The 24552-nt window shown below is 63.4% G+C and carries 22 protein-coding genes; 15 read left to right on the top strand and 7 right to left on the bottom strand.

Features of this window, described 5'->3' with window-relative positions:
- Positions 1-8: 8 nt before the first annotated feature.
- Genes OSW16_RS02500 through OSW16_RS02485 form a run of 4 tightly spaced genes read right to left on the bottom strand, consistent with a single transcriptional unit; the run spans position 9 to position 3445 of the window.
- Positions 9-2033: a methyl-accepting chemotaxis protein gene (locus tag OSW16_RS02500; RefSeq protein WP_241804126.1), complete on the bottom strand. Its 2025-nt coding sequence runs from the start codon at positions 2031-2033 to the stop codon at positions 9-11.
- 46 nt (positions 2034-2079) lie between these two features.
- Positions 2080-2634, bottom strand: a complete 555-nt coding sequence (locus tag OSW16_RS02495) for a chemotaxis protein CheW (RefSeq protein WP_241804069.1) — start codon at positions 2632-2634, stop codon at positions 2080-2082.
- The gene (gene pilH / locus OSW16_RS02490) at positions 2631-2996 is read right to left on the bottom strand and encodes a twitching motility response regulator PilH (protein WP_241804070.1); all 366 of its coding nucleotides are present in this window, start codon (positions 2994-2996) and stop codon (positions 2631-2633) included. Before pilH ends, OSW16_RS02495 begins: the two co-directional genes overlap by 4 nt.
- Positions 2997-3043: 47 nt before the next feature.
- On the bottom strand, positions 3044-3445 hold the full coding sequence (locus OSW16_RS02485; protein ID WP_241804071.1) for a response regulator: 402 nt from the start codon (positions 3443-3445) through the stop codon (positions 3044-3046).
- A gap of 242 nt (positions 3446-3687) precedes the next feature.
- Between OSW16_RS02485 and gshB the strand changes: the two genes are divergently transcribed.
- The 14 genes from gshB (at position 3688) to OSW16_RS02415 (ending at position 17866) form a co-directional block, all read left to right on the top strand.
- Positions 3688-4641 (top strand): glutathione synthase, encoded by a 954-nt coding sequence (gene gshB, locus OSW16_RS02480; RefSeq protein WP_267820498.1) that lies wholly within the window; start codon positions 3688-3690, stop codon positions 4639-4641.
- A 147-nt stretch (positions 4642-4788) separates the two neighbouring features.
- Complete coding sequence (locus tag OSW16_RS02475) at positions 4789-5691, top strand: energy transducer TonB (RefSeq protein WP_267820496.1); 903 nt, start codon at positions 4789-4791, stop codon at positions 5689-5691.
- A 134-nt stretch (positions 5692-5825) separates the two neighbouring features.
- Positions 5826-6395 carry a YqgE/AlgH family protein gene (locus OSW16_RS02470; protein WP_241804074.1) on the top strand — a complete coding sequence of 190 codons (570 nt, stop codon included), beginning with the start codon at positions 5826-5828 and terminating at the stop codon, positions 6393-6395.
- Positions 6395-6820, top strand: a complete 426-nt coding sequence (ruvX, locus tag OSW16_RS02465) for a Holliday junction resolvase RuvX (RefSeq protein WP_012312410.1) — start codon at positions 6395-6397, stop codon at positions 6818-6820. Before OSW16_RS02470 ends, ruvX begins: the two co-directional genes overlap by 1 nt.
- 49 nt (positions 6821-6869) lie before the next feature.
- Entirely contained in the window at positions 6870-7388 is a 519-nt protein-coding gene (gene pyrR / locus OSW16_RS02460; RefSeq protein WP_241804075.1) for a bifunctional pyr operon transcriptional regulator/uracil phosphoribosyltransferase PyrR, read from the top strand.
- 13 nt (positions 7389-7401) lie between these two features.
- Positions 7402-8406, top strand: coding sequence for an aspartate carbamoyltransferase catalytic subunit (locus tag OSW16_RS02455; protein ID WP_012312408.1), 1005 nt, complete (start codon positions 7402-7404; stop codon positions 8404-8406).
- Positions 8403-9674: a dihydroorotase gene (locus tag OSW16_RS02450; protein WP_241804077.1), complete on the top strand. Its 1272-nt coding sequence runs from the start codon at positions 8403-8405 to the stop codon at positions 9672-9674. The genes OSW16_RS02455 and OSW16_RS02450 overlap by 4 nt, the downstream gene beginning before the upstream one ends.
- A gap of 185 nt (positions 9675-9859) precedes the next feature.
- The gene (gene hslV, locus OSW16_RS02445) at positions 9860-10390 is read left to right on the top strand and encodes an ATP-dependent protease subunit HslV (RefSeq protein WP_012312406.1); all 531 of its coding nucleotides are present in this window, start codon (positions 9860-9862) and stop codon (positions 10388-10390) included.
- A gap of 76 nt (positions 10391-10466) precedes the next feature.
- On the top strand, positions 10467-11810 hold the full coding sequence (hslU, locus tag OSW16_RS02440; RefSeq protein ID WP_241804078.1) for an ATP-dependent protease ATPase subunit HslU: 1344 nt from the start codon (positions 10467-10469) through the stop codon (positions 11808-11810).
- Positions 11811-12176: 366 nt separating this feature from the next.
- Positions 12177-12554 (top strand): DUF971 domain-containing protein, encoded by a 378-nt coding sequence (locus OSW16_RS02435; protein WP_267820491.1) that lies wholly within the window; start codon positions 12177-12179, stop codon positions 12552-12554.
- A gap of 352 nt (positions 12555-12906) precedes the next feature.
- Complete coding sequence (phaC, locus tag OSW16_RS02430; protein ID WP_241804080.1) at positions 12907-14586, top strand: class II poly(R)-hydroxyalkanoic acid synthase; 1680 nt, start codon at positions 12907-12909, stop codon at positions 14584-14586.
- A 63-nt stretch (positions 14587-14649) separates the two neighbouring features.
- Positions 14650-15501 (top strand): poly(3-hydroxyalkanoate) depolymerase, encoded by an 852-nt coding sequence (gene phaZ / locus OSW16_RS02425; RefSeq protein ID WP_267820488.1) that lies wholly within the window; start codon positions 14650-14652, stop codon positions 15499-15501.
- Between the two features lie 54 nt (positions 15502-15555).
- Positions 15556-17238 carry a class II poly(R)-hydroxyalkanoic acid synthase gene (phaC, locus tag OSW16_RS02420; RefSeq protein ID WP_267820487.1) on the top strand — a complete coding sequence of 561 codons (1683 nt, stop codon included), beginning with the start codon at positions 15556-15558 and terminating at the stop codon, positions 17236-17238.
- Positions 17239-17251: 13 nt separating this feature from the next.
- On the top strand, positions 17252-17866 hold the full coding sequence (locus tag OSW16_RS02415; protein WP_267820484.1) for a TetR/AcrR family transcriptional regulator: 615 nt from the start codon (positions 17252-17254) through the stop codon (positions 17864-17866).
- Positions 17867-17992: 126 nt separating this feature from the next.
- Here OSW16_RS02415 and OSW16_RS02410 read toward each other — a convergent pair whose 3' ends face one another.
- Complete coding sequence (locus OSW16_RS02410) at positions 17993-18772, bottom strand: phasin family protein (RefSeq protein ID WP_267820482.1); 780 nt, start codon at positions 18770-18772, stop codon at positions 17993-17995.
- 10 nt (positions 18773-18782) lie between these two features.
- A complete protein-coding gene (locus OSW16_RS02405) occupies positions 18783-19202 on the bottom strand; it encodes a phasin family protein (RefSeq protein WP_267820479.1) in 420 nt (139 codons plus the stop codon).
- Positions 19203-19445: 243 nt separating this feature from the next.
- Here OSW16_RS02405 and OSW16_RS02400 point away from each other — a divergent pair, with 243 nt between their 5' ends.
- Positions 19446-24179 (top strand): DUF6543 domain-containing protein, encoded by a 4734-nt coding sequence (locus OSW16_RS02400; RefSeq protein WP_267820477.1) that lies wholly within the window; start codon positions 19446-19448, stop codon positions 24177-24179.
- 36 nt (positions 24180-24215) lie between these two features.
- Here the strand turns inward: OSW16_RS02400 and OSW16_RS02395 are convergent, their stop codons facing one another.
- A complete protein-coding gene (locus tag OSW16_RS02395) occupies positions 24216-24491 on the bottom strand; it encodes a polyhydroxyalkanoic acid system family protein (protein WP_241804087.1) in 276 nt (91 codons plus the stop codon).
- Positions 24492-24552: the final 61 nt, after the last annotated feature.

Raw genomic sequence — 24552 nt, 5'->3', positions numbered from 1 at the left:
ATGACTCCTCAGCGCCGCTCGGCGGGTGCCGGCAGGGTGAAACCGGACACGGAGCGGCGCATCTCGCTGGCCATCCGCGCCAGGTGGCGGATACTGTCGGCGGTGGCGCCGGAGCCCGCGGAGGTCTGCGCGGTAATCTGCTGGATGACCGACATGGTGTGGGAAATTTGCCCGGCCGACGAAGTCTGCAACTGGGCAGCGTCGGAGATGCTGTGGATAAGTTCGGCCAGGGTCTGCGACACCCCCTCGATTTCGGCCAGCGCCACCCCGGCGTCCTGCGCCAGGCGTGCGCCGCGCACGACCTCGGCGGTGGTCTGCTCCATGGAGATCACTGCCTCGTTGGTATCGGCCTGAATGGTGCGTACCAGTGCCTCGATCTGCCGCGTTGCCGAGGATGAACGCTCAGCCAGACGCTGGACTTCATCGGCCACCACGGCAAAGCCACGACCGGCCTCTCCCGCCAACGAGGCCTGGATGGCGGCATTGAGCGCGAGAATGTTGGTCTGGTCGGCAATGTCGTCGATCAGGCTGACGATGTCGCCGATTTCCTGGGAAGACTCACCCAGGCGCTTGATCCGCTTGGCGGTGTCCTGGATCTGCTCGCGGATGTTGTCCATGCCATTGATGGTGTTGTGCACCACCTCGTTGCCTTTGTTGGCGATCGCCACCGAACGCTCGGCTACCTTGGCCGACTCGTAGGCATGCGCGGAAACCCGGTCGATCGATTCGACCATGTCGCCCACCGCCTCGGACGCCTCACTGATTTGCTCGGCCTGATGCTCGGAGGCCTTGGCCAACTGGCGGGCGGTGTTCTGCGTGTCTTGTACCGCCGCTGCCACCTGCTCGGCGCTGTGGTTGATGGTGGCTACCAGGTCGCGCAGCTGGTCAACGGAATAGTTGATCGAGTCGGCGATCGCGCCGGTGAAATCTTCGGTCACCGAGACCGTCACCGTCAGGTCGCCGTCGGCGAGTTCTTCTATTTCGTCGAGCAGGCGCATGATCGCCTGCTGGTTGCGCTCGTTCTTCTCGGCGGTTTCTTGCAACTGGCGGTGGGTAGTGCGGACCATCACCAGGCCGATCAGGATGATCGAGGCCAGCGCCAGCAGGCCCAGTACATACCCACCGACGGTATCGAGGGTGCGTCCGGCGGCCAGGTTTTCGAAGCCGTTGGCGAGGTGCGAGGCCTCGTCGAGCAGCGTTTGCGAGAGGCTGAAGATGTTGCCGGCCGCTTCACGCACGCGGAACAGCTCTGGCGACGTTTCGAGGATTTCGTCGACGGATCCGGCGACGAACTGGAACAGCTCGGCGATTTCCGTCAGGCGCGCCCGTGCGTCGGCATCTTCGACGCGGGTCACCTGAATCGCCGGATTGCCCGCTAGCATGCCTTCGAGTACCTGACCAAAGCGGCTGGCATCGCGGCCGAAGGTATCGGCAGCCTGCGCCGCCGTATCGTCGCCTGCCAGCACGGTGTTGACCGAACCCAGAATGCGCTCGGCGAGCAGCAGCTGGCGCTGGGCAACCACCACCTGGCTGGCCGGGGCGCCGCTCTGCAACAGTATCTCCACCACCTTCTCGTATTCGACCTGCAGTTGCGGCACGGTTTCGGCCAGGGTCGCCGCCACCTGGTGCAGCGAGAGCACGGTCTGCTCACTGGCAAGGATGGTATCGGTGTTCTTGCGCAGGTTTTCCCAGTCCTGAAGCACCGCCTCCATTTCATCCTTCACCTTGACCGGCGCGGCTGGCAGGCCGGTGGACGGGTCGCCCTCTCGCAGGTAGCTCCAGCGCCGCTCGAAGTCGTTGCGCGCATCCGACAGCAGCTTGAAGGCCAAAGCCTTGCCCGCTGCTGCCTCTGTGGCATTCTTGGCGATGCGTTGCGACAGCACGCGCAGCTCACCCGCATGGCCGATGTACTGCTTGTCGTGGTTGGACTGGGTGTTGAGGTAGGCGAAATTGGCGAACAGCAGAATGATCGACAGAATCAGCACCACGAACAGCACGGTGATCTGAACGATGCTGCGCGTGCGCGGTGTCATGCTGCTGGGGGCGACATTGGTGGCCGGCTTGTTCACGTTCGAAGTCCTATAGCGCCACGTCGAGAAAGCCCGGCGCCTGGGCCAGGGCGAAGGGGCTGAAGATGGCCCAGTTGCGCTCACGCGGGAAATGCCCCTGAACGAACCGTGCAGCGGCGCGGATCAGCGGCTGGGGGGGCGAAAGCTCCAAGGTATCCAGGGCAAAATGCTGCAGGCCGAGCACTTCGTCCACCAGCAGGCCGACGAACAGGTCTTCATGGTCCAGCACCAGCACCCGACGCTGCTTGCCCGGTGCCGCAGGGCCAAGGCCGAAAAAGCTGCTCAGGTCCATCACCGGCAACAACCTGCCGCGCAGGTTGGCTACCCCGCACACCCAAGGCTGTACGCCCGGCACCCGACTGCTGCGCGGCTCCCGCGTGACTTCGGCCACCTCGCCCATCGGCGCGACGAACCACTGCCCGGCAATGCGAAAGCCGATACCGCTCCATTGCTGCAGGCGCATGTCCTGGGGCGGCTGGTCGGCCACCAGCAGGCGGCAGCGCCGGTCTATGTCCAGCAACAGCTCGAAGGCGGTCAGCGACGCGCCTTGGGGGCGGGTGGTCAAGCGCCCAGCACTTCGTTGAGCTTGGCGATCAGGGCATGTTCTTCCACCGGCTTGGTGACGAAGCCGCGCGCGCCCTGGCGCTGCGCCCAGATACGGTCGGTTTCCTGGTCCTTGGTGGTAACGATGAGCACGGGAATGGCGCTGGTTTCCGGGTCCTTGGTCAATTGCCGGGTGGCCTGGAAGCCGTTCATGCCAGGCATGACGATGTCCATCAGCACCGCGTCGGGCTTTTCCTGGCGGGCCAGGGCCACAGCGTCAGCGCCGTTGTTGGCCTTGAGCACTTGGTGGCCATGCTTTTCCAGCCACTCGGTCAACCTGTACATCTCTGTCGGCGAATCGTCGACAATCAGAACTCGGGCCATGCTGTTTCCCCATCAGGAAAATAAAGGCCACGCCGCCTCGGGCGTGGTCAGGGTGCGTGTTGTTCGTGCGCGGCGAACCCGGGCACGTGGGCCCTGATCGCGTCGAGCAGTTCTTCCTTGCTGAATGGCTTGGTCAGGAACTGGTCGGAGCCGACCACCCGCCCGCGCGCCTTGTCGAACAGGCCATCGCGCGACGACAGCAGGATCACCGGGATGTCCTTGAAGGCGCTGTTGTGCTTGATCACGGCGCAGGTCTGGTAGCCATCCAGGCGCGGCATGAGCACGTCGACGAAGATGATCTGCGGCTGGTGGTCGATGATCTTGGCCAGGGCATCGAAACCGTCGCTGGCGGTGATCACCTCGCAGCCTGCTTCACCGAGCAACATCTGCGCGGTGCGGCGGATCGTGCGTGAATCGTCGATCACCATCACCTTCAGGGGTTGTTCCATAGATGCCTACCAGAAGAAATTGAGCTGCAAGGTGCAAGCGTCAAGCGGCAAGAAAAGCTGCACCGGCACAAGGCCAGGTTTTTCTTGAGGCTTGTAGCTTAAGGCTTGCAGCTCATTTTTAGCACACTCCGGGTGGCCATTCCATCCACCACACCCCTTGACCCGCGGCGTTGGCGGCGCCACCCTGAGCCACTTTTCTTTCGATTCGTTGCGGCTACCGGCCGCCAAGAGGAACCACCCCCATGAGCGTTCGCCTCGGCATTGTCATGGACCCAATCGCGTCCATCTCCTACAAGAAGGACAGCTCGCTGGCCATGCTGCTGGCCGCCCAGGCCCGTGGCTGGAGCCTGTTCTACATGGAACAGCGCGACCTGTACCAGGCCGATGGCAAGGCCCGCGCGCGGATGCGCCCACTCACCGTGTTCGCCGACCCTGAGCGCTGGTTCGAGCTGGACGACGAGCAGGACAGCCCGCTGGCCGAACTGGACGTGATCCTGATGCGCAAGGACCCGCCGTTCGACATGGAGTTCGTCTACAGCACCTACCTGCTGGAGCAGGCCGAAGCCGAAGGCGTGCTGGTGGTCAACCGCCCGCAGAGCCTGCGCGACTGTAACGAAAAACTGTTCGCCACCCTGTTCCCGCAGTGCACGCCGCCGACCCTGGTCAGCCGCCGCCCGGACATCATTCGGGCCTTCGCCGCCCAGCATGGCGATGTGATTCTCAAGCCCCTGGACGGCATGGGTGGCACCTCGATCTTCCGCCACCGGGCGGGTGACCCCAACCTGTCGGTCATTCTCGAAACCCTGACCGCGCTCGGCGCCCAGCAAATCATGGCCCAGGCCTACCTGCCGGCCATCAAGGACGGCGACAAGCGGATCCTGATGATCGACGGCGAACCGGTCGACTACTGCCTGGCGCGCATCCCGGCCAGCGGTGAGACGCGCGGTAACCTGGCCGCTGGCGGGCGTGGCGAAGCACGCCCGCTGAGCGAGCGTGACCGCTGGATTGCCGCCCAGGTCGGCCCGACCCTGCGTGCCAAAGGCCTGCTGTTCGTCGGCCTTGACGTGATCGGCGACTACCTCACCGAGATCAACGTCACCAGCCCGACCTGCATCCGCGAGATCGACGCGGCCTACAACACCGACATCGGTGGCAAGCTGATGGATGCCATTGATCGCCAGTTGAAGGCGCGCTGACCGCCGACGCGGAGCAAAAGCGCAGAGTGGGGTATGATGCGCAGCCGCAAGCTTCAAGCTGCAAGCCGCAATAAGACGTTGGCCTGCACCAGTCTGCTGTTACTTGCAGCTTGCGGCTTGTAGCTTGAAGCTGACTGTGGATACCTGATGACGCTGCCCGCCGACATCCCCTCCGACCTGCTTCCACCGCGCGTTCGCCCGGTGGACCGGCTTGGTTTTACCCTGTTCCTGGCTGCCTTGGTGCACCTGGCGCTGATCCTCGGCGTGGGCTTTACCGTGGTCAAGCCGGCTGAAATCCGCCAGACCATGGACATCACCCTGGCCACCTTCAAAAGCGAGAAGCCACCCGAGAAGGCCGATTTCCAGGCCCAGGCCAACCAGCAAGGCAGCGGCACCCTGGAGAAGAAGGCGGTGCCCACCACCACCGAGATCGCGCCGTTCCAGGACAGCAAGATCAACAAGGTCACCCCGCCGCCGGCGGCTAAGCCTGAGGTGAAACCGCCGCCTGCACCGCAAAAGTCCGCGGTGGCCACCCAAGCGCCCAAGGCGCAGAAGGTCGAGCCCAAGCCGAAGGAAAGCAAGCCGCAGCCCAAACCGGCAGCTACGCCGGATTTTGACAGTTCGCAGTTGTCGAGCCAGATCGCCAGCCTTGAGGCGGAGCTGTCCAACGAGCAGCAGATGTACGCCAAGCGCCCGCGCATCCACCGCCTGAACGCTGCCTCGACCATGCGCGACAAGGGTGCCTGGTACAAGGAGGAGTGGCGCAAGAAGGTCGAGCGGGTGGGCAACCTCAATTACCCCGACGAAGCACGCCGCCAGCAGATCTACGGCAACCTGCGGATGATGGTGTCGATCAACCGCGATGGGTCGTTGTATGAAGTGCTGGTATTGGAGTCGTCCGGCCAGCCAGTGCTGGACCAGGCCGCGCAGCGCATCGTGCGGCTGGCAGCGCCATTTGCGCCCTTTACCGGAGACCTGGCGGAATACGACAGGCTGGAAATCATCCGCACCTGGCGGTTCGCCCGAGGCGACAGGCTTTCCAGCAATTGAGCGGCAAGCTGCAAGCTGCAAGCTGCAAGAAAAGGCCGATCGGTGAGCACCCTGCTTTTTCTTGTAGCTGGTAGCTCGCAGCTCGTAGCTCGAATGCCTTGTCAGCCTCGCCACCTGGCGCCACACTATCCCTCATGAAAACCCTCGCCCCGAGCTACCTCAAGCATCAGTTCCTGATCGCCATGCCGCACATGGCCGATCCGAACTTCGCCCAGACCCTCACGTACATCGTCGAGCACAACGCCAATGGCGCCATGGGCCTGGTGGTCAATCGACCTCAGGAGCTGAACCTGGCGGACATTCTCGAGCAGTTGCGCCCGGACGAGGAACCGCCGGCCAGCACCCTGCAGGTGCCGATCTACCAAGGTGGCCCGGTGCAGACCGACCGCGGTTTCGTACTGCACAGCAGCGAATGCAGCTACCAGGCCACTGTCGAGCTGCAGGGACTGTCGCTGTCCACCTCGCAGGATGTGCTGTTCGCCATCGCCGAAGGTGTTGGGCCGGAAAAGAGCCTGATCACCCTGGGCTATGCCGGCTGGGAAGCGGGGCAACTGGAGGCGGAGCTCGCCGACAACGCCTGGCTCAACTGCCCGTTCGACCCGGACATCATCTTTGGCCTGGGCAGTGAACAGCGCCTGGCTGCCGCAGCCGCCAGCCTGGGCATCAACCTCAGCTTGCTGACCAGCCAGGCGGGGCACGCCTGATGGCCGAGCTGCGCCTGCTGCTGGGCTTCGACTACGGCAGCAAACAGATTGGCGTGGCCGTCGGCCAGGTAGTGACCGGCCAGGCACGTGAGCTGTGCACGCTCAAGGCGCAAAACGGCGTACCGGACTGGGCCCAGGTGGAAAAACTGATCAATGAGTGGAAGCCCGATGCCATCGTCGTCGGCCTGCCATTGAACATGGACGGCACGCCAAGTGAAATGAGCGCCCGCGCCGAAAAGTTCGCCCGACGCCTCAACGGCCGCTTCAACCTGCCAGTGCACACCCACGATGAACGCCTCACCACCTTCGAGGCCAAGGGTGAGCGCATGGCCCGCGGCGGCCAGCGCGGCAGCTACCGTGACAACCCGGTCGATGCCATCGCCGCGGCCCTGCTGCTGCAAGGCTGGCTGGAGGCCAACACCTAATTTTCCGCTTTGCCGTCGGGCCAACCCGGCGCCCTCCTGGAGACACGCAATGAGCCTACCCAATCCCGCCGACCTGATCCGGCAGATGGCTGTCGACCTTCGCGCCCATCTCGCCCGCCGCAGCATCACCGAGCCGCGCTACATCGGTATCCGCACCGGCGGCGTCTGGGTAGCCCAGGCCCTGCAGCAGGAGCTGGCCGATACCAGCCCACTGGGCACCCTGGACGTGTCCTTCTACCGCGACGACTTCAGCCAGAACGGCCTGCACCCACAAGTGCGCCCGTCCGAGCTGCCGTTCGAGGTCGAAGGCCAGCACCTGGTGCTGATCGACGACGTGCTGATGAGCGGCCGCACCATCCGCGCCGCGCTCAACGAACTGTTCGATTACGGCCGCCCGGCCAGCGTGACCCTGGTCTGCCTGCTTGACCTGGATGCTGGCGAACTGCCAATCCGCCCCAACGTGCTGGGCGCCACCCTGTCGCTGGCGGCCCATGAACGGGTAAAATTGACCGGCCCCACACCGCTCGCACTCGAGCGCCAGGACCTCGCCACCGCTTCCGCCCTTTAAGAGTCCACCCGCGATGACGCCAATCGACGCCAAGCGCCCGCTGCAGCTCAATGATCAGGGCCAGCTGCGCCACTTCCTCTCGCTCGACGGTTTGCCCCGCGAACTGCTCACCGAGATCCTCGACACCGCTGACTCGTTCCTCGAAGTCGGCGCACGGGCCGTCAAGAAAGTCCCGTTGCTGCGCGGCAAGACCGTGTGCAACGTGTTCTTCGAAAACTCGACCCGCACCCGCACCACCTTCGAACTGGCCGCCCAGCGCCTGTCGGCCGACGTGATCAGCCTGAATGTGTCGACCTCCTCGACCAGCAAGGGCGAAACCCTGTTCGACACCCTGCGCAACCTCGAGGCCATGGCCGCCGACATGTTCGTCGTGCGCCACTCCGACTCCGGCGCCGCGCACTTCATCGCCGAGCATGTATGCCCGGATGTCGCGGTCATCAATGGCGGTGACGGTCGCCATGCGCACCCGACCCAAGGCATGCTCGACATGCTGACCATCCGCCGCCACAAAGGCAGCTTCGAGAACCTGTCCGTGGCGATCGTCGGCGATATCCTGCACTCGCGTGTAGCCCGCTCCGACATGCTCGCGCTCAAGGCCCTGGGTTGCCCGGATATCCGCGTGATCGGCCCGAAAACCCTGATCCCGATCGGTATCGAGCAGTACGGCGTGAAGGTCTACACCGACCTCACCGAAGGCCTGAAGGACGTCGACGTGGTGATCATGCTGCGCCTGCAGCGTGAGCGCATGGCTGGCGGCCTGCTGCCCAGCGAGGGTGAGTTCTACCGCCTGTTCGGCCTGACCACCGCGCGCCTCGCCGGCGCCAAGCCGGATGCCATCGTCATGCACCCGGGGCCGATCAACCGCGGCGTGGAGATCGAGTCGGCAGTGGCTGATGGTAAACACTCGGTGATCCTCAACCAGGTCACCTACGGCATCGCCGTGCGCATGGCGGTGCTGTCCATGGCCATGAGCGGGCAGAACACGCAACGTCAACTCGACCAGGAGAACGCCCAGTGACCCTCAGCATTCTTGGCGCCCGGGTCATCGACCCCAAGAGTGGCCTGGACCACGTCACCGATCTGCACCTGGACGGTGGCCGAATTGCCGCCATCGGCGCGGCCCCGGCCGGCTTCAGCGCCAGCCGTACGATCCAGGCCGACGGCCTGATCGCCGCACCCGGCCTGGTCGACCTCGGCGTATCGCTGCGCGAGCCGGGCTACAGCCGCAAGGGCACCATCGCCAGTGAAACCCGCGCCGCCGTAGCCGGTGGCGTCACCAGCCTGTGCTGCCCGCCGCAGACCAAGCCGGTGCTCGATACCTCGGCAGTGGCCGAGCTGATCCTCGACCGCGCCCGTGAAGCCGGCAACAGCAAGGTCTACCCCATCGGCGCCCTGACCAAGGGCCTGGAAGGCGAGCAACTGGCCGAACTGGTCGCCCTGCGTGACACCGGCTGCGTCGCCTTCGGCAACGGCCTGAAAGAAATCCCCAACAACCGTACCCTGGCCCGCGCCCTGGAATACGCCGCCACCTTCGACCTGACCGTGGTCTTCCACTCCCAGGACCGCGACCTGGCACAAGGCGGCCTGGCCCATGAAGGCGCGATGGCCAGTTTTCTCGGCCTGCCCGGCATCCCGGAAACCGCCGAGACCGTGGCCCTGGCGCGCAATCTGCTGCTGGTGGAACAGGCCGGCGTACGTGCGCACTTCACACAGATCACCAGCGCACGTGGCGCGCAGCTGATCGCCCAGGCCCAGCAACTTGGCCTGCCGGTGACCGCCGATGTGGCGCTGTACCAGCTGATCCTCACCGACGAGTCGCTGCGCGAGTTCTCGAGCCTTTACCACGTGCAACCGCCACTGCGTAGCGCCGCCGACCGCGATGGCCTGCGCGAAGCGGTCAGATCGGGCGTGATCCAAGCCATCGCCAGCCATCATCAGCCCCACGAGCGCGATGCCAAGCTGGCCCCGTTCGGTGCCACAGAGCCAGGTATCAGCAGTGTCGAACTGCTGCTGCCACTGGCCATGACGCTGGTCGACGATGGCCTGCTCGACTTGCCGACCCTGCTCGCCCGCCTGAGCAGCGGCCCCGCGGCCGCCATGCGCCTGCCGGCGGGCGAACTGAAGGTGGGTGGTGCGGCAGACCTGGTGCTGTTCGATGCCAAGGCCTCGACGGTTGCCGGCGAGCAGTGGTACTCGCGCGGCGACAACTGCCCGTTCATCGGCCACTGCCTGCCCGGCGCAGTGCGTTACACCGTGGTCGACGGGCATGTCTGCCACGAGGGCTGAGCCCGCGTAGCACGCCGCAAGCTGCAAGCTGCAAGCTGCAAGCTGCAAGCTGCAAGAAAAGCAGGCCCGCCGGTTTTTCTTGCCGCTTGCAGCTTGCAGCTCGTCGCCAATGGTTGAAATCCTTCCCCCCACCCCCATATGAGTCTGCATCAGGCAATTTTGCCCCGCTGCGTGGAGACTCTCCCTTGACCACCATCGTTTCTGTCCGCCGTCACGGCAAAGTCGTCATGGGCGGCGACGGCCAAGTATCCCTCGGCAACACCGTCATGAAAGGCAACGCCAAAAAGGTACGTCGCCTGTACAACGGTGAGGTCATCGCCGGTTTCGCCGGCGCCACCGCCGACGCGTTCACCCTCTTCGAGCGCTTCGAAGCCCAACTGCAGAAACACTCTGGCCATTTGGTACGTGCCGCCGTCGAGCTGGCCAAGGAATGGCGTACCGACCGTTCCCTGAGCCGCCTGGAGGCCATGCTGGCCGTGGCCAACAAGGATGCATCGCTGATCATCACTGGCAACGGTGACGTGGTCGAGCCAGAAGACGGCCTGATCGCCATGGGCTCCGGCGGCGCCTACGCCCAGGCCGCAGCCCGTGCCCTGCTGAACAAGACTGACCTCTCGGCCCGCGAAATCGCCGAGACCGCACTGAACATCGCCGGTGACATTTGCGTGTTCACCAACCACAATCTGACCATCGAGGAGCAGGACCTGGCCGAGTGATCAGCTGTTCTGGCGCCCCGTCCCGGTGACGGGGCTTTTCCACGCTGACTCATTCTGCTCGAGGACCATTTTCATCATGTCCATGACCCCCCGCGAGATCGTCCACGAACTCAACCGCCACATCATCGGCCAGGACGACGCAAAGCGCGCCGTGGCCATCGCCCTGCGCAACCGCTGGCGCCGTATGCAGCTGCCTGCCGAGCTGCGCGCCGAGGTGACGCCCAAGAACATCCTGATGATCGGCCCCACCGGCGTTGGCAAGACCGAAATTGCCCGTCGCCTGGCCAAGCTGGCCAACGCACCTTTCCTCAAGGTCGAAGCGACCAAGTTCACCGAGGTGGGCTATGTTGGCCGCGATGTCGAATCGATCATCCGCGACCTGGCTGACGCGGCCATGAAGATGCTGCGTGAGCAGGAGATCATCCGCGTGCGCCACCGCGCCGAAGATGCCGCTGAAGACCGCATCCTCGACGCCCTGCTGCCGCAGGCCCGGGTCACCAGCTTCAGCGAAGAAGCCGCGCAGACCAGCAGCGACTCCAATACCCGCCAGCTGTTCCGCAAGCGCCTGCGTGAAGGCCAGCTGGACGACAAGGAAATCGAAATCGAGGTGGCCGACGCTGTAGGCGTCGAAATCGCCGCGCCGCCCGGCATGGAAGAGATGACCAACCAGCTGCAGAGCCTGTTCGCCAACATGGGCAAGGGCAAGCGCAAGGCGCGCAAGCTCAAGGTCAAGGAAGCGTTGAAGATGGTTCGCGACGAAGAAGCGAGCCGCCTGGTCAACGATGATGACTTGAAGGCGAAGGCCCTGGAAGCGGTGGAGCAGCACGGCATCGTGTTCATCGACGAAATCGACAAGGTGGCCAAGCGTGGCAACGTCGGTGGTGCTGATGTGTCCCGTGAAGGCGTGCAGCGCGACCTGCTGCCGCTGATCGAAGGCTGCACCGTCAACACCAAGCTGGGCATGGTCAAGACCGACCACATTCTGTTCATCGCCTCTGGCGCGTTCCACCTGAGCAAGCCGAGCGACCTGGTTCCTGAACTGCAAGGCCGCCTGCCGATCCGTGTCGAGCTCAAGGCACTGACCCCGGAGGACTTCGAGCGCATCCTGCAAGAGCCGCACGCTTCGCTGACTGAACAGTACCGCGAGTTGCTCAAGACCGAGGGGCTGAACATCGAGTTCAAGGCCGACGGTATCAAGCGGCTGGCCGAGATCGCCTACCAGGTCAACGAGAAGACCGAAAACATCGGTGCCCGCCGCCTGCACACCCTGCTCGAGCGCCTGCTCGAAGAGCTGTCGTTCAGTGCTGGCGACCTGGCCAGCGCCCATGATGAAGCGCCGATCCAGATCGACGCAGCCTATGTGAACGGCCATCTGGGTGAGCTGGCGCAGAACGAAGACCTCTCGCGCTACATTCTCTAAGCGGCAAGCTTCAAGCCGCAAGCTGTAAGCTGCAAGCGACAAGCTGTTTGGCGTCGCTTGCAGCACTGCGTTCAGATGGTCTTTGTGGGGTGGCTCTACTGTCACTTCTTGCAGCTTCGAGCTGTAAGCTGCAAGCGACAAGCTGTTTGGCGTCGCCTGCAGCACTGCGTTCAGATGGTCTTTGCGGGATGGTTCTACTATCACTTCTTGCAGCTTGCAGCTTGAAGGTTGAAGCGACAAGCTGTTTGGCGTCGCTTGCAGCACTGCGTTCAGATGGTCCTTGTGGGGTGGCTCTACTATCACTTCTTGCAGCTTGAAGCTTGAAGCTTGAAGCTTGCAACTTGTCGCTCAGAAGAGATTCAGACCATGGCCCGCATGCCCACCGCCATCAACCTGCACAAAGCCTCCAGGACACTCAGCCTCACCTACGGTCCCGACGAGGTCTACCACCTGCCCGCCGAATTCCTTCGCGTGCACTCACCCTCCGCCGAGGTCCAGGGCCACGGCAACCCCATCCTGCAATTCGGCAAACTCAATGTCGGCCTCAGCGGCCTCGAGCCCGCTGGCCAATATGCACTGAAATTGACCTTCGACGACGGCCATGACAGCGGGCTGTTCACCTGGGAGTATCTGGAGCAACTGTGCCTGCGCCAGGAACAACTCTGGGCCGAGTACCTCGATGAACTGCACAAGGCCGGCAAATCCCGCGATCCTGCCGAAACAGTGGTCAAATTGATGCTCTAGCTCAAGCCTTCCACGGTTTAGAGCGCATTTTCTAATCTCATCTGCTTGAATGCCCTACAGACAGCTCATTCATGGGCTGTCTTGCGCATTACATGAAAGTCGGGTAACCAATGGAGCTGGCAAGTTCCCTGCATTGCTTTGAAGGCAGTCAGGGCATGGCTGGTATGTAGAGGTCGCGAGCGAAAGCAGGCTGTCTTCACACGCAGACTCCCCCGCAGCTCATCGCCGATAGCATCCGGCCCGCAGCACCGCTGTTCCTTATCACTGGTCACCCGAGTAGCAGTACCGGGCTGTCGACTGTGCATGCGCCACAGCAAACCGGTACTCGTCTCAGGACAACGGAGCGTCGTAGATGAGTAACAAGAACAACGATGAGTTGCAGCGGCAAGCCTCGGACAACACCCTGGGCCTGAACCCGGTCATCGGCATTCGCCGCAAAGACCTGCTGAGCTCTGCGCGTACCGTGCTGCGCCAGGCCGTGCGCCAGCCGCTGCACAGCGCCAAACACGTGGCACATTTCGGCCTGGAGCTGAAAAACGTGCTGCTGGGCAAGTCCAGCCTGGCCCCCGAAGGCGACGACCGCCGCTTCCAGGACCCGGCCTGGAGCAAAAACCCGCTGTACCGCCGCTACCTGCAAACCTATCTGGCCTGGCGCAAGGAGCTGCAGGACTGGATCGGCAGCAGCGACCTGTCGCCCCAGGACATCAGCCGCGGGCAATTCGTCATCAACCTGATGACCGAAGCCATGGCACCGACCAATACTCTGTCCAACCCGGCGGCGGTCAAACGGTTCTTCGAAACCGGCGGCAAGAGCCTGCTCGACGGCCTGTCCAACCTGGCCAAGGACGTGGTCAACAACGGCGGCATGCCCAGCCAGGTCAACATGGACGCCTTTGAAGTGGGCAAGAACCTCGGCACCAGCGAAGGCGCCGTGGTGTACCGCAATGACGTGCTGGAACTGATCCAGTACAGCCCCATCACCGAACAGGTGCACAGCCGCCCTTTGCTGGTGGTGCCGCCCCAGATCAACAAGTTCTACGTCTTCGACCTGAGCCCGGAAAAAAGCCTGGCGCGTTTCTGCCTGCGCTCGCATCAGCAGACCTTCATCATCAGCTGGCGCAACCCGACCAAAGCCCAGCGTGAGTGGGGCCTGTCGACCTACATCGACGCACTCAAGGAAGCGGTGGACGCGGTCCTGGCGATTACCGGCAGCAAGGACCTGAACATGCTCGGCGCCTGCTCCGGCGGCATCACCTGCACCGCGCTGGTCGGCCACTACGCCGCGCTGGGCGAGAAGAAGGTGAATGCGCTCACCCTGCTGGTCAGCGTGCTGGACACCACCCTGGATACCCAGGTCGCATTGTTCGTCGACGAGCAGACCCTCGAGTCGGCCAAGCGCCACTCCTACCAGGCCGGCGTGCTCGAAGGCAGCGACATGGCCAAGGTGTTCGCCTGGATGCGCCCCAACGACCTGATCTGGAACTACTGGGTCAACAATTACCTGCTCGGCAACGAGCCGCCGGTGTTCGACATCCTGTTCTGGAACAACGACACCACCCGCCTGCCCGCGGCCTTCCACGGCGACCTGATCGAGATGTTCAAGAACAACCCGCTGACCCGCGCCGATGCACTGGAAGTGTGCGGGACCGCCATCGACCTGAAAAAGGTCAAGTGCGACATCTTCAGCGTGGCCGGCACCGCCGACCACATTACCCCGTGGCAGTCGTGCTACCGCTCGGCGCACCTGTTTGGCGGCAAGATCGAATTTGTCCTGTCCAACAGCGGCCACATCCAGAGCATCCTCAACCCGCCAGGCAACCCCAAGGCACGCTTCCTGACCGGTGTGGACCGTCCCGGGGACCCATTGGCCTGGCAAGAGAACGCAGACAAACATGCCGACTCCTGGTGGCTGTATTGGCAGACATGGCTGAGCGAGCGCGCCGGCGAGCTGAAAAAGGCGCCGACCCGCCTGGGCAACCGTGCCTACGTCGCAGGTGAAGCCGCACCGGGAACTTACGTTCACGAACGTTGAGTTGTAACGCCGTGGCAGCCCACGGGCAGGCCACGGCGCTTCATTCACCACAGAGTCATGCGCATGTCGTCACACTACATATTCCGGACCGTCGAGCTGGACGACCAGTCCATCCGCACTGCCGTGCGCCCAGGCAAGCCGCACCTGACGCCGCTATTGATCTTCAATGGTATCGGCGCCAACCTGGAGCTGGTTTTCCCGTTCATCGAAGCGCTGGACCCGGACCTCGAAGTCATTGCCTTCGACGTGCCAGGCGTGGGTGGCTCCTCCACCCCTCGCCGCCCCTATCGCTTCCCCGGCCTGGCCAAGCTGACCGCACGCATGCTCGACTACCTGGACTACGGCCAGGTCAACGCGATCGGGGTGTCCTGGGGCGGCGCCCTGGCCCAGCAGTTCGCCCATGACTACCCAGAGCGTTGCAAGAAGCTGGTGCTGGCCGCCACCGCCGCCGGTGCATTCATGGTACCGGGTAAGCCCCGGGTGCTGTGGAACATGGCCAGCCCCCGGCGCTACATCCAGCCCTCGCATGTGATCCGTATCGCGCCGCTGATCTATGGCGGCGCCTTTCGCCGCGACCCTGACCTTGCCATGCACCATGCATCCAAGGTGCGCTCCGGCGGCAAGATGGGCTACTACTGGCAGTTGTTCGCCGGGCTGGGCTGGACCAGCATCCACTGGCTGCACAAGATCCAGCAGCCCACGTTGGTGCTGGCCGGCGACGACGATCCGCTGATCCCACTGATCAACATGCGCTTGCTGGCCTGGCGAATTCCCAATGCCCAGCTACATATTATCGACGACGGTCATTTGTTCCTGATCACCCGGGCCGAAGCCGTCGCCCCGATCATCATGAAGTTCCTCGAGCAAGAACGTCAGCGCGCGGTCATGCACCCCCGCCCGGCCTCCGGCGGCTAGGGTGCTGTTTGCTGTTGTTCTGTCCCGACCGTGGCCTGACGAAGGAGTGCTGCCATGAAAGACAAACCGGCCAAAGGAACGACAACGCTCCCAGCCATCAGCATGAACGCACAGAACGCGATCGTCGGCCTGCGCGGCCGCGACCTGATTTCCACGCTGCGCAATGTTGGCCGGCATGGTTTGCTCAACCCCTTGCACACCGCACGCCACTTGCTTGCCCTGAGCGGCCAGCTGGGTCGCGTCATGCTCGGCGACACACCCTACTCGCCAAGCCCGCGGGATGCGCGCTTCAGCGATCCGACATGGAGCCAGAACCCGTTTTACCGCCGTGGCCTGCAGGCCTACCTGGCCTGGCAGAAGCAGACCCGCCTGTGGATAGATGAAAGCCACCTGGACGACGATGACCGGGCCCGGGCGCATTTCCTGTTCAACCAGATCAACGACGCCCTGGCACCGAGCAACTCGTTGCTCAATCCGTTGGCGGTCAAGGAACTGCTCAATACCGGCGGGCAGAGCCTGGTGCGCGGCGTGGCCCACCTGCTCGACGACCTGCGCCACAACGACGGCCTGCCGCGCCAGGTGGACGAGCGGGCCTTCGAAGTCGGCGGCAACCTGGCGGCAACCCCGGGCGCGGTGGTGTTTCGCAACGAGATGCTGGAACTGATCCAGTACAAGCCGATGAGTGAGAAACAGCACGCTCGGCCTTTGCTGGTGGTGCCACCGCAGATCAACAAGTTCTATATCTTCGACATGCAGGCGAACAACAGTTTCGTCCAGTTCATGCTCAAGAACGGTTTGCAGGTGTTCATGGTCAGCTGGCGCAACCCCGACCCGCGCCACCGCGAATGGGGCCTGTCCAGCTACGTGGAGGCGCTTGAAGAAGCACTCAACGCCTGCCGCAGCATCAGCGGCAACCGCGACCCCAACCTGATGGGCGCCTGCGCCGGCGGCCTGACCATGGCCGCGCTGCAGGGCCACCTGCAAGCCAAGCACCAACTGCGCCGGGTGCGCAGCGCCACCTACCTGGTCAGCTTGCTCGACAGCAAGTTCGACAGCCCCGCCAGTCTGTTCGCCGACGAGCAGACCATCGAAGCGGCCAAGCGCCGCTCCTACCAGCGCGGGGTACTGGATGGCAGCGAAGTGGCGCGGATCTTCGCCTGGATGCGGCCCAACGACCTGATCTGGAACTACTGGGTCAACAATTACCTGCTGGGCAAGACGCCGCCTGCTTTCGACATTCTCTACTGGAATGCCGACAGCACGCGGCTACCCGCTGCACTGCATGGCGAACTGCTGGACTTCTTCAAGCTCAACCCGCTCACCCACCCAGCCGGGCTGGAGGTCTGCGGCACGCCTATCGACCTCAAGCAGGTCAACCTCGACAGCTTTACCGTGGCCGGCAGCAACGACCACATCACGCCATGGGATGCCGTGTACCGTTCGGCCTTGCTGCTGGGCGGCGAGCGGCGCTTCGTGCTGGCCAACAGCGGGCACATCCAGAGCATCATCAACCCGCCCGGCAACCCCAAGGCCTATTACCTGGACAACCCCAGGCTATCGAGTGACCCGCGTGCCTGGTTCCACGATGCCAAGCGCAACGACGGCAGCTGGTGGCCCCTGTGGCTGGAGTGGATAACCCCCCGTTCCGGCCCGCTCAAGGCGCCGCGGGTAGAGCTGGGCAACGCGACCTATCCACCGCTGGGCCCCGCGCCAGGCACCTATGTCCTGACCCGATGAGTACAACGACTGGATGAAGACCCGCGACCGTATTCTCGAATGCGCCCTGCAGCTGTTCAACCAGCAGGGCGAGCCCAACGTTTCGACGCTTGAGATTGCCAACGAGCTGGGCATCAGCCCAGGCAACCTGTATTACCACTTCCACGGTAAGGAGCCTTTGATAATCGGCCTGTTCGAGCGCTTCGAAGAAGCGCTGATGCCGCTGCTGGACCCGCCCCTGGAAGTGCGCCTGGATGCCGAGGACTACTGGCTTTTTCTTCACTTGATCGTCGAACGCATGGCCCAGTACCGCTTCCTGTTCCAGGACCTGTCGAACCTGACCGGGCGCCTGCCCAAGCTGGCACGGGGCATGCGCAGCCTGATCAATGCACTTAAACGCACACTGGCGGCACTGCTGGCCAGCCTCAAAGGCCAGGGCCAGGTGGTCAGTGAAACGCAGGCGCTGGGACAGCTGGTGGAGCAGATCACCCTGACGCTCATGTTCTCGCTGGATTACCAGCGGGTACTGGGGCGCGAGGGGGATGTAGGGATCGTGGTGTATCAGGTGATGATGCTGGTGGCGCCGCATCTGCAGGCGCCAGCGCGTGAAGCGGCGGAGCAGTTGGCGGTGCGCTACCTGGAGGAGTAGGGGTACAGATTTCCGGGGGCGCGCCTGGCCCCATCGCCGGCAAGCCGGCCCCAAGTACTGCGCGGGTTTCAAAGCTTGCGCAGTACCTGTGGGAGCCGGCTTGCCGGCGATGACGGCGACGCGGTATCAGGCCTCGGTAGCGCTCACCGGTGCCGACGCAGCGCTGCTGGCGGGAGCTGCGCTGGGTGCTGGCGCTGCAGTAGCGGCCGGTGCGGCGCTGGCTGCGGGTGCTGCCGGCTTGGCGGCGGCCGGCTTGGCCGGTGCCTTTTTCACCGCCGGTTTTTTCACAGCAGCAGGCTTTGCTGCAGGCTTGGCAGCAACGGGTTTGGCTGCAGGTTTCGCCGCGGGTTTGGCCGCCGCAGTCTTGGCCGCTGGTTTGCTCGCAGGCTTGGCCGCCGCCGTTTTTGCTGCAGGCTTGGCAGCTGCCTTGGCCAGCGGTTTGGCTGCAGTCTTGCTGGCTGCTGGCTTGGCTGCAGCGGCGCGCGACGAGATCGGCGTGACCGAAGCCCCGGTCAGTTTCTCGATCTGCTTGGTCAGGCTATCGACCTGCTGGTGCAGGGCCTTGATCTCGTTCCTGCTTGGCACGCCAAGGCGCGAGATAGCGCTGTTCAGGCGTTTGTCGAAGGCTTCTTCGAGCTCGCTCCACTTGCCCAGTGCACGGTCCTTCACGCCAGAAACACGCGAAGTGGTCGAGGCCTTGGCGTTATCGGCCACATCCTCAGCGGTTTTCTTCGCCTGCTTCTCGGCCTTCTCGCCATCTTTGACCAACGAGTCGAACAGCTTCGGGCCGTCCTGGTCGATCTTCGAATAGATACCCAGCCCTGCCAGCCAGATCTTGCGGGAGTACTTCTCGATCCCGCCGACCCAGGAGCTGCCGTCTTTGTCGGAATTCTTCTTGCCAGCCATCCTGCTCTCCTTATGGTTTGTGCGCGACGCGCTCGAGCAGCTCATGCAGCTGTTCAAGCTTGATGGACAACGCCTCAACGTCATGTTTAGACGGAATGCCGAGGCGATTCAAGGCGCGACCGACCCGCGCGTCGAAAGCCTTCTCGATCTTGTCGAGTTGTACTTCGACCTTGCCACGTACGCGGCTGACTTCTTCGGCCGCTTCGTCGACCTGGTTGTTGGCGGCATCGAGTTCTTTGTCGATGCGCTTCTTGCCACGCTTCTCGACCCCTTCACCGGCCTTTACCAGCTCCTGAAAGTAGTCCGAACCCTCCTGGCCAACCCGGGCATAAGCGCCGATGCCTGCCAGCCAGATCTTGCGCGCATAGCCGCGCACTTCGCCCAGCGTGCTTTGGACGTCTTCCTTTTTCTTCACGGTTACTTTAGCCATGTTCTGTACCTCATGCTCACGAGTGGAGAGGAACCGCCCATGGAGGTGGGCTTGAGCATAAGGTAGAGACAGAAATTAGAATCTTCACCCTAAGCAGAGGCAGTACATGACTGCCCGTTGCAACCGCTCTCTATGTTCTGCGCGCTTCGTCCAATGTACCCGGGCGTGCGACGTATTTACCTCACCCGGCAACCTCGCCGCCTCTAGTGTTCGCGCTCATTTGCAAACTGGAGCTCGACTTGCATGGCGGTATCGCCCTTGAACATCACCTATCGGCAGCTGGTGGCCAGCCGCTTCGCCGAACGCCCCACACTACGCCGCCTGCTGGCTGACGAAGGCTTCAGCGTGCTTGCCGACCGCTACCCGTGGATCGTTCGCAACTATCCGCACCTTGAAAGCCTGGAGCGGTTCACCGTACTCAGAGCAGAACCATCCTTGCCGCCAGAGCAGCCGCTGGTGCCACTGCTGCTGGAGCACTACCTGAGCGGCCGCCCCATGGACCTGGGCGCAGCGGATCAACTCAGCATCGCCCCACCGCAGCCCTTCTACCCCCAGGAGCAAGGCGCCAACCCTGCCGACCAGCCCAGAATCACGCTTGATATGGCGATGCTCAACCGCGATTTCGACACAGTGCTCGGCGCCCTGGGCGATGCTTTCGAGCAGGCCCAGATCAGCTTCTGGGCCGGCACCGCCGGCGCTTACGAGCGCTCCAACCTGCGCTGGCTGGCGCATGTGCTGAAAGCTTCACTGCTGAACAACGTGGAACGCCAGGGGCTCAATGCCACCGCCAGAGCCAGGCTCTATCGCCTGCTGTCGAACGGCACCAACACACCGGTCGTCAGCGCCCTGCAGATATCGCTGGGCCTGCCGGGCAACATCCTGTCGTTCACGCTGCCGGACTTTGTACTGTTCTGGCCCGACCTGGTGCTGTGGTGCAGCCCTTCGGGCAGAGTACGCAGCTATAGGGATGCGACCACTTTCGCCAATGCCCTGCGCGATCAGTTGGCCCAAACGTATCGCTTCGACACCTTGCGCTGGGCGCAGCGTCCCTTGCCCGGCGACCCGTTCGAACACCAGGCTACGGCCATGCTCAATGGCATCGTCGAGCGCCTCGGCCACCTGAGGGTGGCGCCCATCAGCTCTGTAGAAGCGCTGGAACAGACGTTCGACACCGTTACCAACCCCGCCTCAGGCATTTCCGGCCAGCCAGTGGTGGATCAAGAGCAACCGGCAATCGCCTTACCAGGCTGGCTGGCTTCGGCAGACGCCAGCGACCGCCTGCTGTACAGCGCCGCCTTGCTGCAGTTGGGCGCCCGCCAGGCGCAGGCAGGCAGCAAAGGGTCACTGGACGATGTCGAAACGCTTCACGCTTATGCCAGGCGGCGCCTGCGCGAACAAATGCAACTCGACCACCCCGACCAGCCACTGCCCGACCCCAACGCGCTGATGATAGCGATCTCCGTTGTCGTGCCTGTGTCATCGACAGGGCCAGCCCAGCTGCCTTACCTCAAAAGCATGTCCCTGACCGAACTGGCCATAGAACGCCTGCACACCGCGTCGAACGAAGTGGCATCGGGCCTGACCTACCAGGGGCGCCTACCGGAGCAAGCCTGGATCACCCTCGATTACGTTCAGGCCCTGATCGTTGCGGTCGACATCGGCGGCCAGTATCCGCTGCACGTGGCCGCTCAGCTTCAGGCATTCGAGCATGACCCCGGGCAAGTCCAACGCTTTGCCCAGGAATGGCGCAGTAATCTGGCGTTTTCGGCCCTCAAGGCGAAAATTGCCGGCCAGCTTGGCGACACCGCCTACCGGGCGATTGCCGAATTTTGCCTGGGCAAAGCACTGCCCTCGACGCCATTGACGGTCTCGGCACTGCTGCTGCGACCGTTCGCAGGCGCCCGCCAGGGCGACACCGTGCATGGCATGTTCCTGCTGCATGTCCAGGCCAGCGCCAGCTATGTACTCTACCGCCCGTTTTTTGCCCAACGCCCTTTGATGGAACATGCCAGCCTGGATGCGCTGATGGCGCTTATCCGCACGGATGCGCAGTTGCAGCAGGACGTGCTCGACTGGATAGACGATGAAAACCGGCCCGTGTATCAGCACGGTGGCTTCATCCGCCCTCACCTGCACCCGGGCCTGTCCAGCCTGGCGCACTGGCTGGGCGGTGGCACCGCCTGGACCGATGACGCGCTGGAGTCGCTGCGTACCCCGGTAACGCTGATGCATGAGCCTTGGCGGGGCGATCTGGACATCAAGGTGCACAACGCCAGGGTGCAGGCACTGTTACTGCTTGCCTCGCGTCAGGCGGTCTCGAACTCGCAACAGCGCTGGGCGCTGGCCAGGCAGCTTGGCTGGATGCTGTTCAACGCCACCACGCCATTACTGCGCGGCCCGGCAGCGGTCGTGGCCTGGGTGGTGGCTGCAGTGGCGGCATTGAAAGACGATTTGTCGGCACTCACCCAAGGCACACCCGAGGAAAAGGCCCTGGCAGTCACCGACCTGCTGGCCAATGTCGCCATGTTGCTGATCCATGATGTCGGCAGTGTCACCCCAGAACCCCCTGCGGCCCGGCTGCAAGGCCCGCTGCCACGGCTTGAAGGCCTGGAAGCCCGCCCGGCTGCCGCTGCGCCCTGGCGGGAGGCGCCAGACGAAGGCGCCTGGCAATCGCCGGTTCAGCCCCAAAGCCACGTCGCGTTGCTGAACTGGGGCGACAACCAACGCCTGGGCAACCTCCCAGCGCCCACCCGACACGCGCTGGGGCAACTGCAGGCCAACATTTCCCTGGACGGGCTCAAGGTGCAGCGCCAAGGCCGGCTTCGCGGGTTGTATACCCTCGATGACCGCTACTTCGTCAACTTGCACGGGGCTGCCTACGAGGTGCAGGAAAGCGAAACAGGCCTGCGAATCATCGGCCCGCCGCAAAACATGGATGAATGGCAAAGCCGGTGGGGTGGCAACCCGGACGGCTACCATATCGTTGGCCGCCAACGCCGTTACGGCCCCTGGCTGACACGCTGGAACGATACCTGGGTACTGGACCTCGCCCTGGCTGGCGGCATGCCCAGAACCCGGCAGCAAGTCGTCGCGCAGAATCAGCAGCAGTTCGACAGCCTGAACCAGGCGGTGGCTACCCACCACGCCGCGCTGAAGAAGATCAAACCGCTGCTGGAGTCGAACCAGCGATTGATGGCCGACTACGATGCCGATGCCAATGCCTTCGGGCACGCCTTGGCCAGGGCAGGGGGCCCGGCAGCCATGGACGAACAGCTGCAGCAACGAAACCAGGCCCTGACTGCCCGGCGCCAGGCGCTTATGCCGCAGATCCGCACGATATCGCTTTGCCTGGAAAAACAGGCGTCATTGCTGCAAGCCAGTGCCTCCCTCCTGCGCCAACTGATCGAGCCCCGGTTCGCCAGGCTGGACCGGCACGGCAGCGCCAGGCGCAGCCTGGGGGTACTTTGCGAAACATTCGTCGAGAACGACATACTGTTGCTTCGCCGTCTGCTGGAACAAACGGACCACAACAGCATCGAGCAACGCTCCGTCGGCCTGAGCAAACTGCCCGTGACCGACGAACAAATACAACGCCATGTTTCACTTCGCCAGGCCATGCAGGACACGCTGGGCATCGTCAACCGCCTGCTCACGGTCAGTGAGCGGCTAGACAACCTCTTGCCGCAGATACTGGATGACCCGCTGATCACCTTCCAGAACAAGGACAAGAAAGCCAGGATCGAAGAGGCCGTGGCGCTGCGCCCCTATTCAACCTTGATCATTCGCGCGCAGAAGCTGAGCGACATGGCGAACCTGTTGCTGGACAAGACGCGCCTGACCGAGCAAGCGGCCGTCGATCTTCTGCCCTTGCAGCAAGCGCTGGACAGCAAGCAGTTCTCACAGACCATCTGGACACATGATGGCATCGCCACGGCAAACCTGCCCCAGGAAGAGCAGGCAGGCTTGCTCGGCGATGCACTACGCGAGTATCAGACCACGCTCGGCAAGGCCCAGTACCTGCAGTCGTTCGATCACCCGGCCATCGACCAGGCCATGCTGCAAGGGTACATCGAGGAATTGTCGACACTGGTGCACATCACTGAAGCGCAGCTTGCCAGTGCCCTGGTGAACGTGGACAGCGGCGCAAGCCCCGCCCCCGCTCCAGTGATGCACCGTGTACACCCTCGCAAGAACACGGTCATCAGGACGGCGCAAGGTCGCCGGCTGCTGGTCGACCGTGCACACGGCAGCAACCGAGCGGTGCAACACGACCCCGTCACTCAGCAACCTGCCAGCACGTTCGAACAGCGCGACGGCGAGTGGTATGAGCTGCCGCCGGAGCAGCCTTCGGTGGCCCTCAACACCTCCGAACTGCGCCAACGCGCCACCAGCCTGCTCGCCAGCCGTGACGAGCGCATCGCCAAGGCCGCGCGTCACATCAACGAGCCGAATGCCCTGTCCAACCTCATGGACTGGCATATCGAAGACATGCTTGAGATCGCCGTCAAACTCAAGGCCATCAAAGGCGATCCCCGGTTGGCCGCATTGAGCAGCGAACTGCAGGAAGCGATAACCTACGTGCGGGCAGAGAAACAACGGCTGCTGACCCAGTCCTACCTCACCACGCAACACCCCGATGCCGCTGCATTGCGCTACCTGCATGAACGGCAGCGCCTGCAGATCACGCCAACGGTGGCGAGAAAACCGACGCGCCGTGCAAGTGACTTTCTGGACGTGTATGAAATCCGAGACGCCCATGCCCCCGCCAAAGTGCTGTGGGAGGCGCACTTTCATTACCGCAGCCAGCAGACCAGCGCCCGCGACTTCGCCAAGGGCCACTTGAAATTCTGGGAGCCCCGGAGCCTGGAGCGAGAGGAACAACTCAAGCACGCCACCACCGCCGAACGGATCAAGATCTACCGGGGCGATCTGAAGCTCGAAGATGTCGACGGCATCGTACCGTTTCCGGCCGATTGAGCGTGTCACGGGCCGACCTCGGTCGGCCCGTCATCCTCAGGCCAGCGCCTTGTCCAGCGCCCGCTCGATTTCACCCTTGATGGTGCCGCTCATCATCGACAGCATCATGCCCAGTTTCAGGTCCACACGGATGCTGTCTTCGCCAATGTGCACACTGCCGTTGGCGCCGCTGCGGGCGACGTCCACCCGGTCACCGTTCCAGGTGGCCTTGAGGTCGTATTCACGGCTCAGTTTTTCCACCAGCGTTTGAGCCTTGGCACGGGCCGCCTCGCGACCGAGGGTGTGTTTGCGTTCGACGCTGATCTGAGTCATACGGGTGTTCCTGGATATGAAGACATAATTGGCATTATGCCCGCCCCCGCCGCACGGTACA

This window comes from Pseudomonas putida (assembly GCF_026625125.1).
GTDB lineage: Bacteria > Pseudomonadota > Gammaproteobacteria > Pseudomonadales > Pseudomonadaceae > Aquipseudomonas > Aquipseudomonas putida_X.
Note: the sequence above shows the minus strand (reverse complement) of the source record. Positions and strands in the feature narration are given on the sequence as shown.

What these genes read in the sequence shown, in the direction of transcription:
- OSW16_RS02415 (WP_267820484.1), top strand. Translation starts at nt 17,252, where the DNA reads ATGAAGACCCGCGACCGTATTCTCGAATGCGCCCTGCAGCTGTTCAAC.
- phaC (WP_241804080.1), top strand. Translation starts at nt 12,907, where the DNA reads ATGAGTAACAAGAACAACGATGAGTTGCAGCGGCAAGCCTCGGACAAC.
- hslU (WP_241804078.1), top strand. Translation starts at nt 10,467, where the DNA reads ATGTCCATGACCCCCCGCGAGATCGTCCACGAACTCAACCGCCACATC.
- phaZ (WP_267820488.1), top strand. Translation starts at nt 14,650, where the DNA reads ATGTCGTCACACTACATATTCCGGACCGTCGAGCTGGACGACCAGTCC.
- OSW16_RS02500 (WP_241804126.1), bottom strand. Translation starts at nt 2,033, where the DNA reads ATGACACCGCGCACGCGCAGCATCGTTCAGATCACCGTGCTGTTCGTG.
- OSW16_RS02400 (WP_267820477.1), top strand. Translation starts at nt 19,446, where the DNA reads ATGGCGGTATCGCCCTTGAACATCACCTATCGGCAGCTGGTGGCCAGC.
- phaC (WP_267820487.1), top strand. Translation starts at nt 15,556, where the DNA reads ATGAAAGACAAACCGGCCAAAGGAACGACAACGCTCCCAGCCATCAGC.
- OSW16_RS02475 (WP_267820496.1), top strand. Translation starts at nt 4,789, where the DNA reads ATGACGCTGCCCGCCGACATCCCCTCCGACCTGCTTCCACCGCGCGTT.
- pyrR (WP_241804075.1), top strand. Translation starts at nt 6,870, where the DNA reads ATGAGCCTACCCAATCCCGCCGACCTGATCCGGCAGATGGCTGTCGAC.
- OSW16_RS02455 (WP_012312408.1), top strand. Translation starts at nt 7,402, where the DNA reads ATGACGCCAATCGACGCCAAGCGCCCGCTGCAGCTCAATGATCAGGGC.
- OSW16_RS02395 (WP_241804087.1), bottom strand. Translation starts at nt 24,491, where the DNA reads ATGACTCAGATCAGCGTCGAACGCAAACACACCCTCGGTCGCGAGGCG.
- ruvX (WP_012312410.1), top strand. Translation starts at nt 6,395, where the DNA reads ATGGCCGAGCTGCGCCTGCTGCTGGGCTTCGACTACGGCAGCAAACAG.
- OSW16_RS02405 (WP_267820479.1), bottom strand. Translation starts at nt 19,202, where the DNA reads ATGGCTAAAGTAACCGTGAAGAAAAAGGAAGACGTCCAAAGCACGCTG.
- OSW16_RS02485 (WP_241804071.1), bottom strand. Translation starts at nt 3,445, where the DNA reads ATGGAACAACCCCTGAAGGTGATGGTGATCGACGATTCACGCACGATC.
- gshB (WP_267820498.1), top strand. Translation starts at nt 3,688, where the DNA reads ATGAGCGTTCGCCTCGGCATTGTCATGGACCCAATCGCGTCCATCTCC.
- pilH (WP_241804070.1), bottom strand. Translation starts at nt 2,996, where the DNA reads ATGGCCCGAGTTCTGATTGTCGACGATTCGCCGACAGAGATGTACAGG.
- OSW16_RS02470 (WP_241804074.1), top strand. Translation starts at nt 5,826, where the DNA reads ATGAAAACCCTCGCCCCGAGCTACCTCAAGCATCAGTTCCTGATCGCC.
- OSW16_RS02435 (WP_267820491.1), top strand. Translation starts at nt 12,177, where the DNA reads ATGGCCCGCATGCCCACCGCCATCAACCTGCACAAAGCCTCCAGGACA.
- OSW16_RS02410 (WP_267820482.1), bottom strand. Translation starts at nt 18,772, where the DNA reads ATGGCTGGCAAGAAGAATTCCGACAAAGACGGCAGCTCCTGGGTCGGC.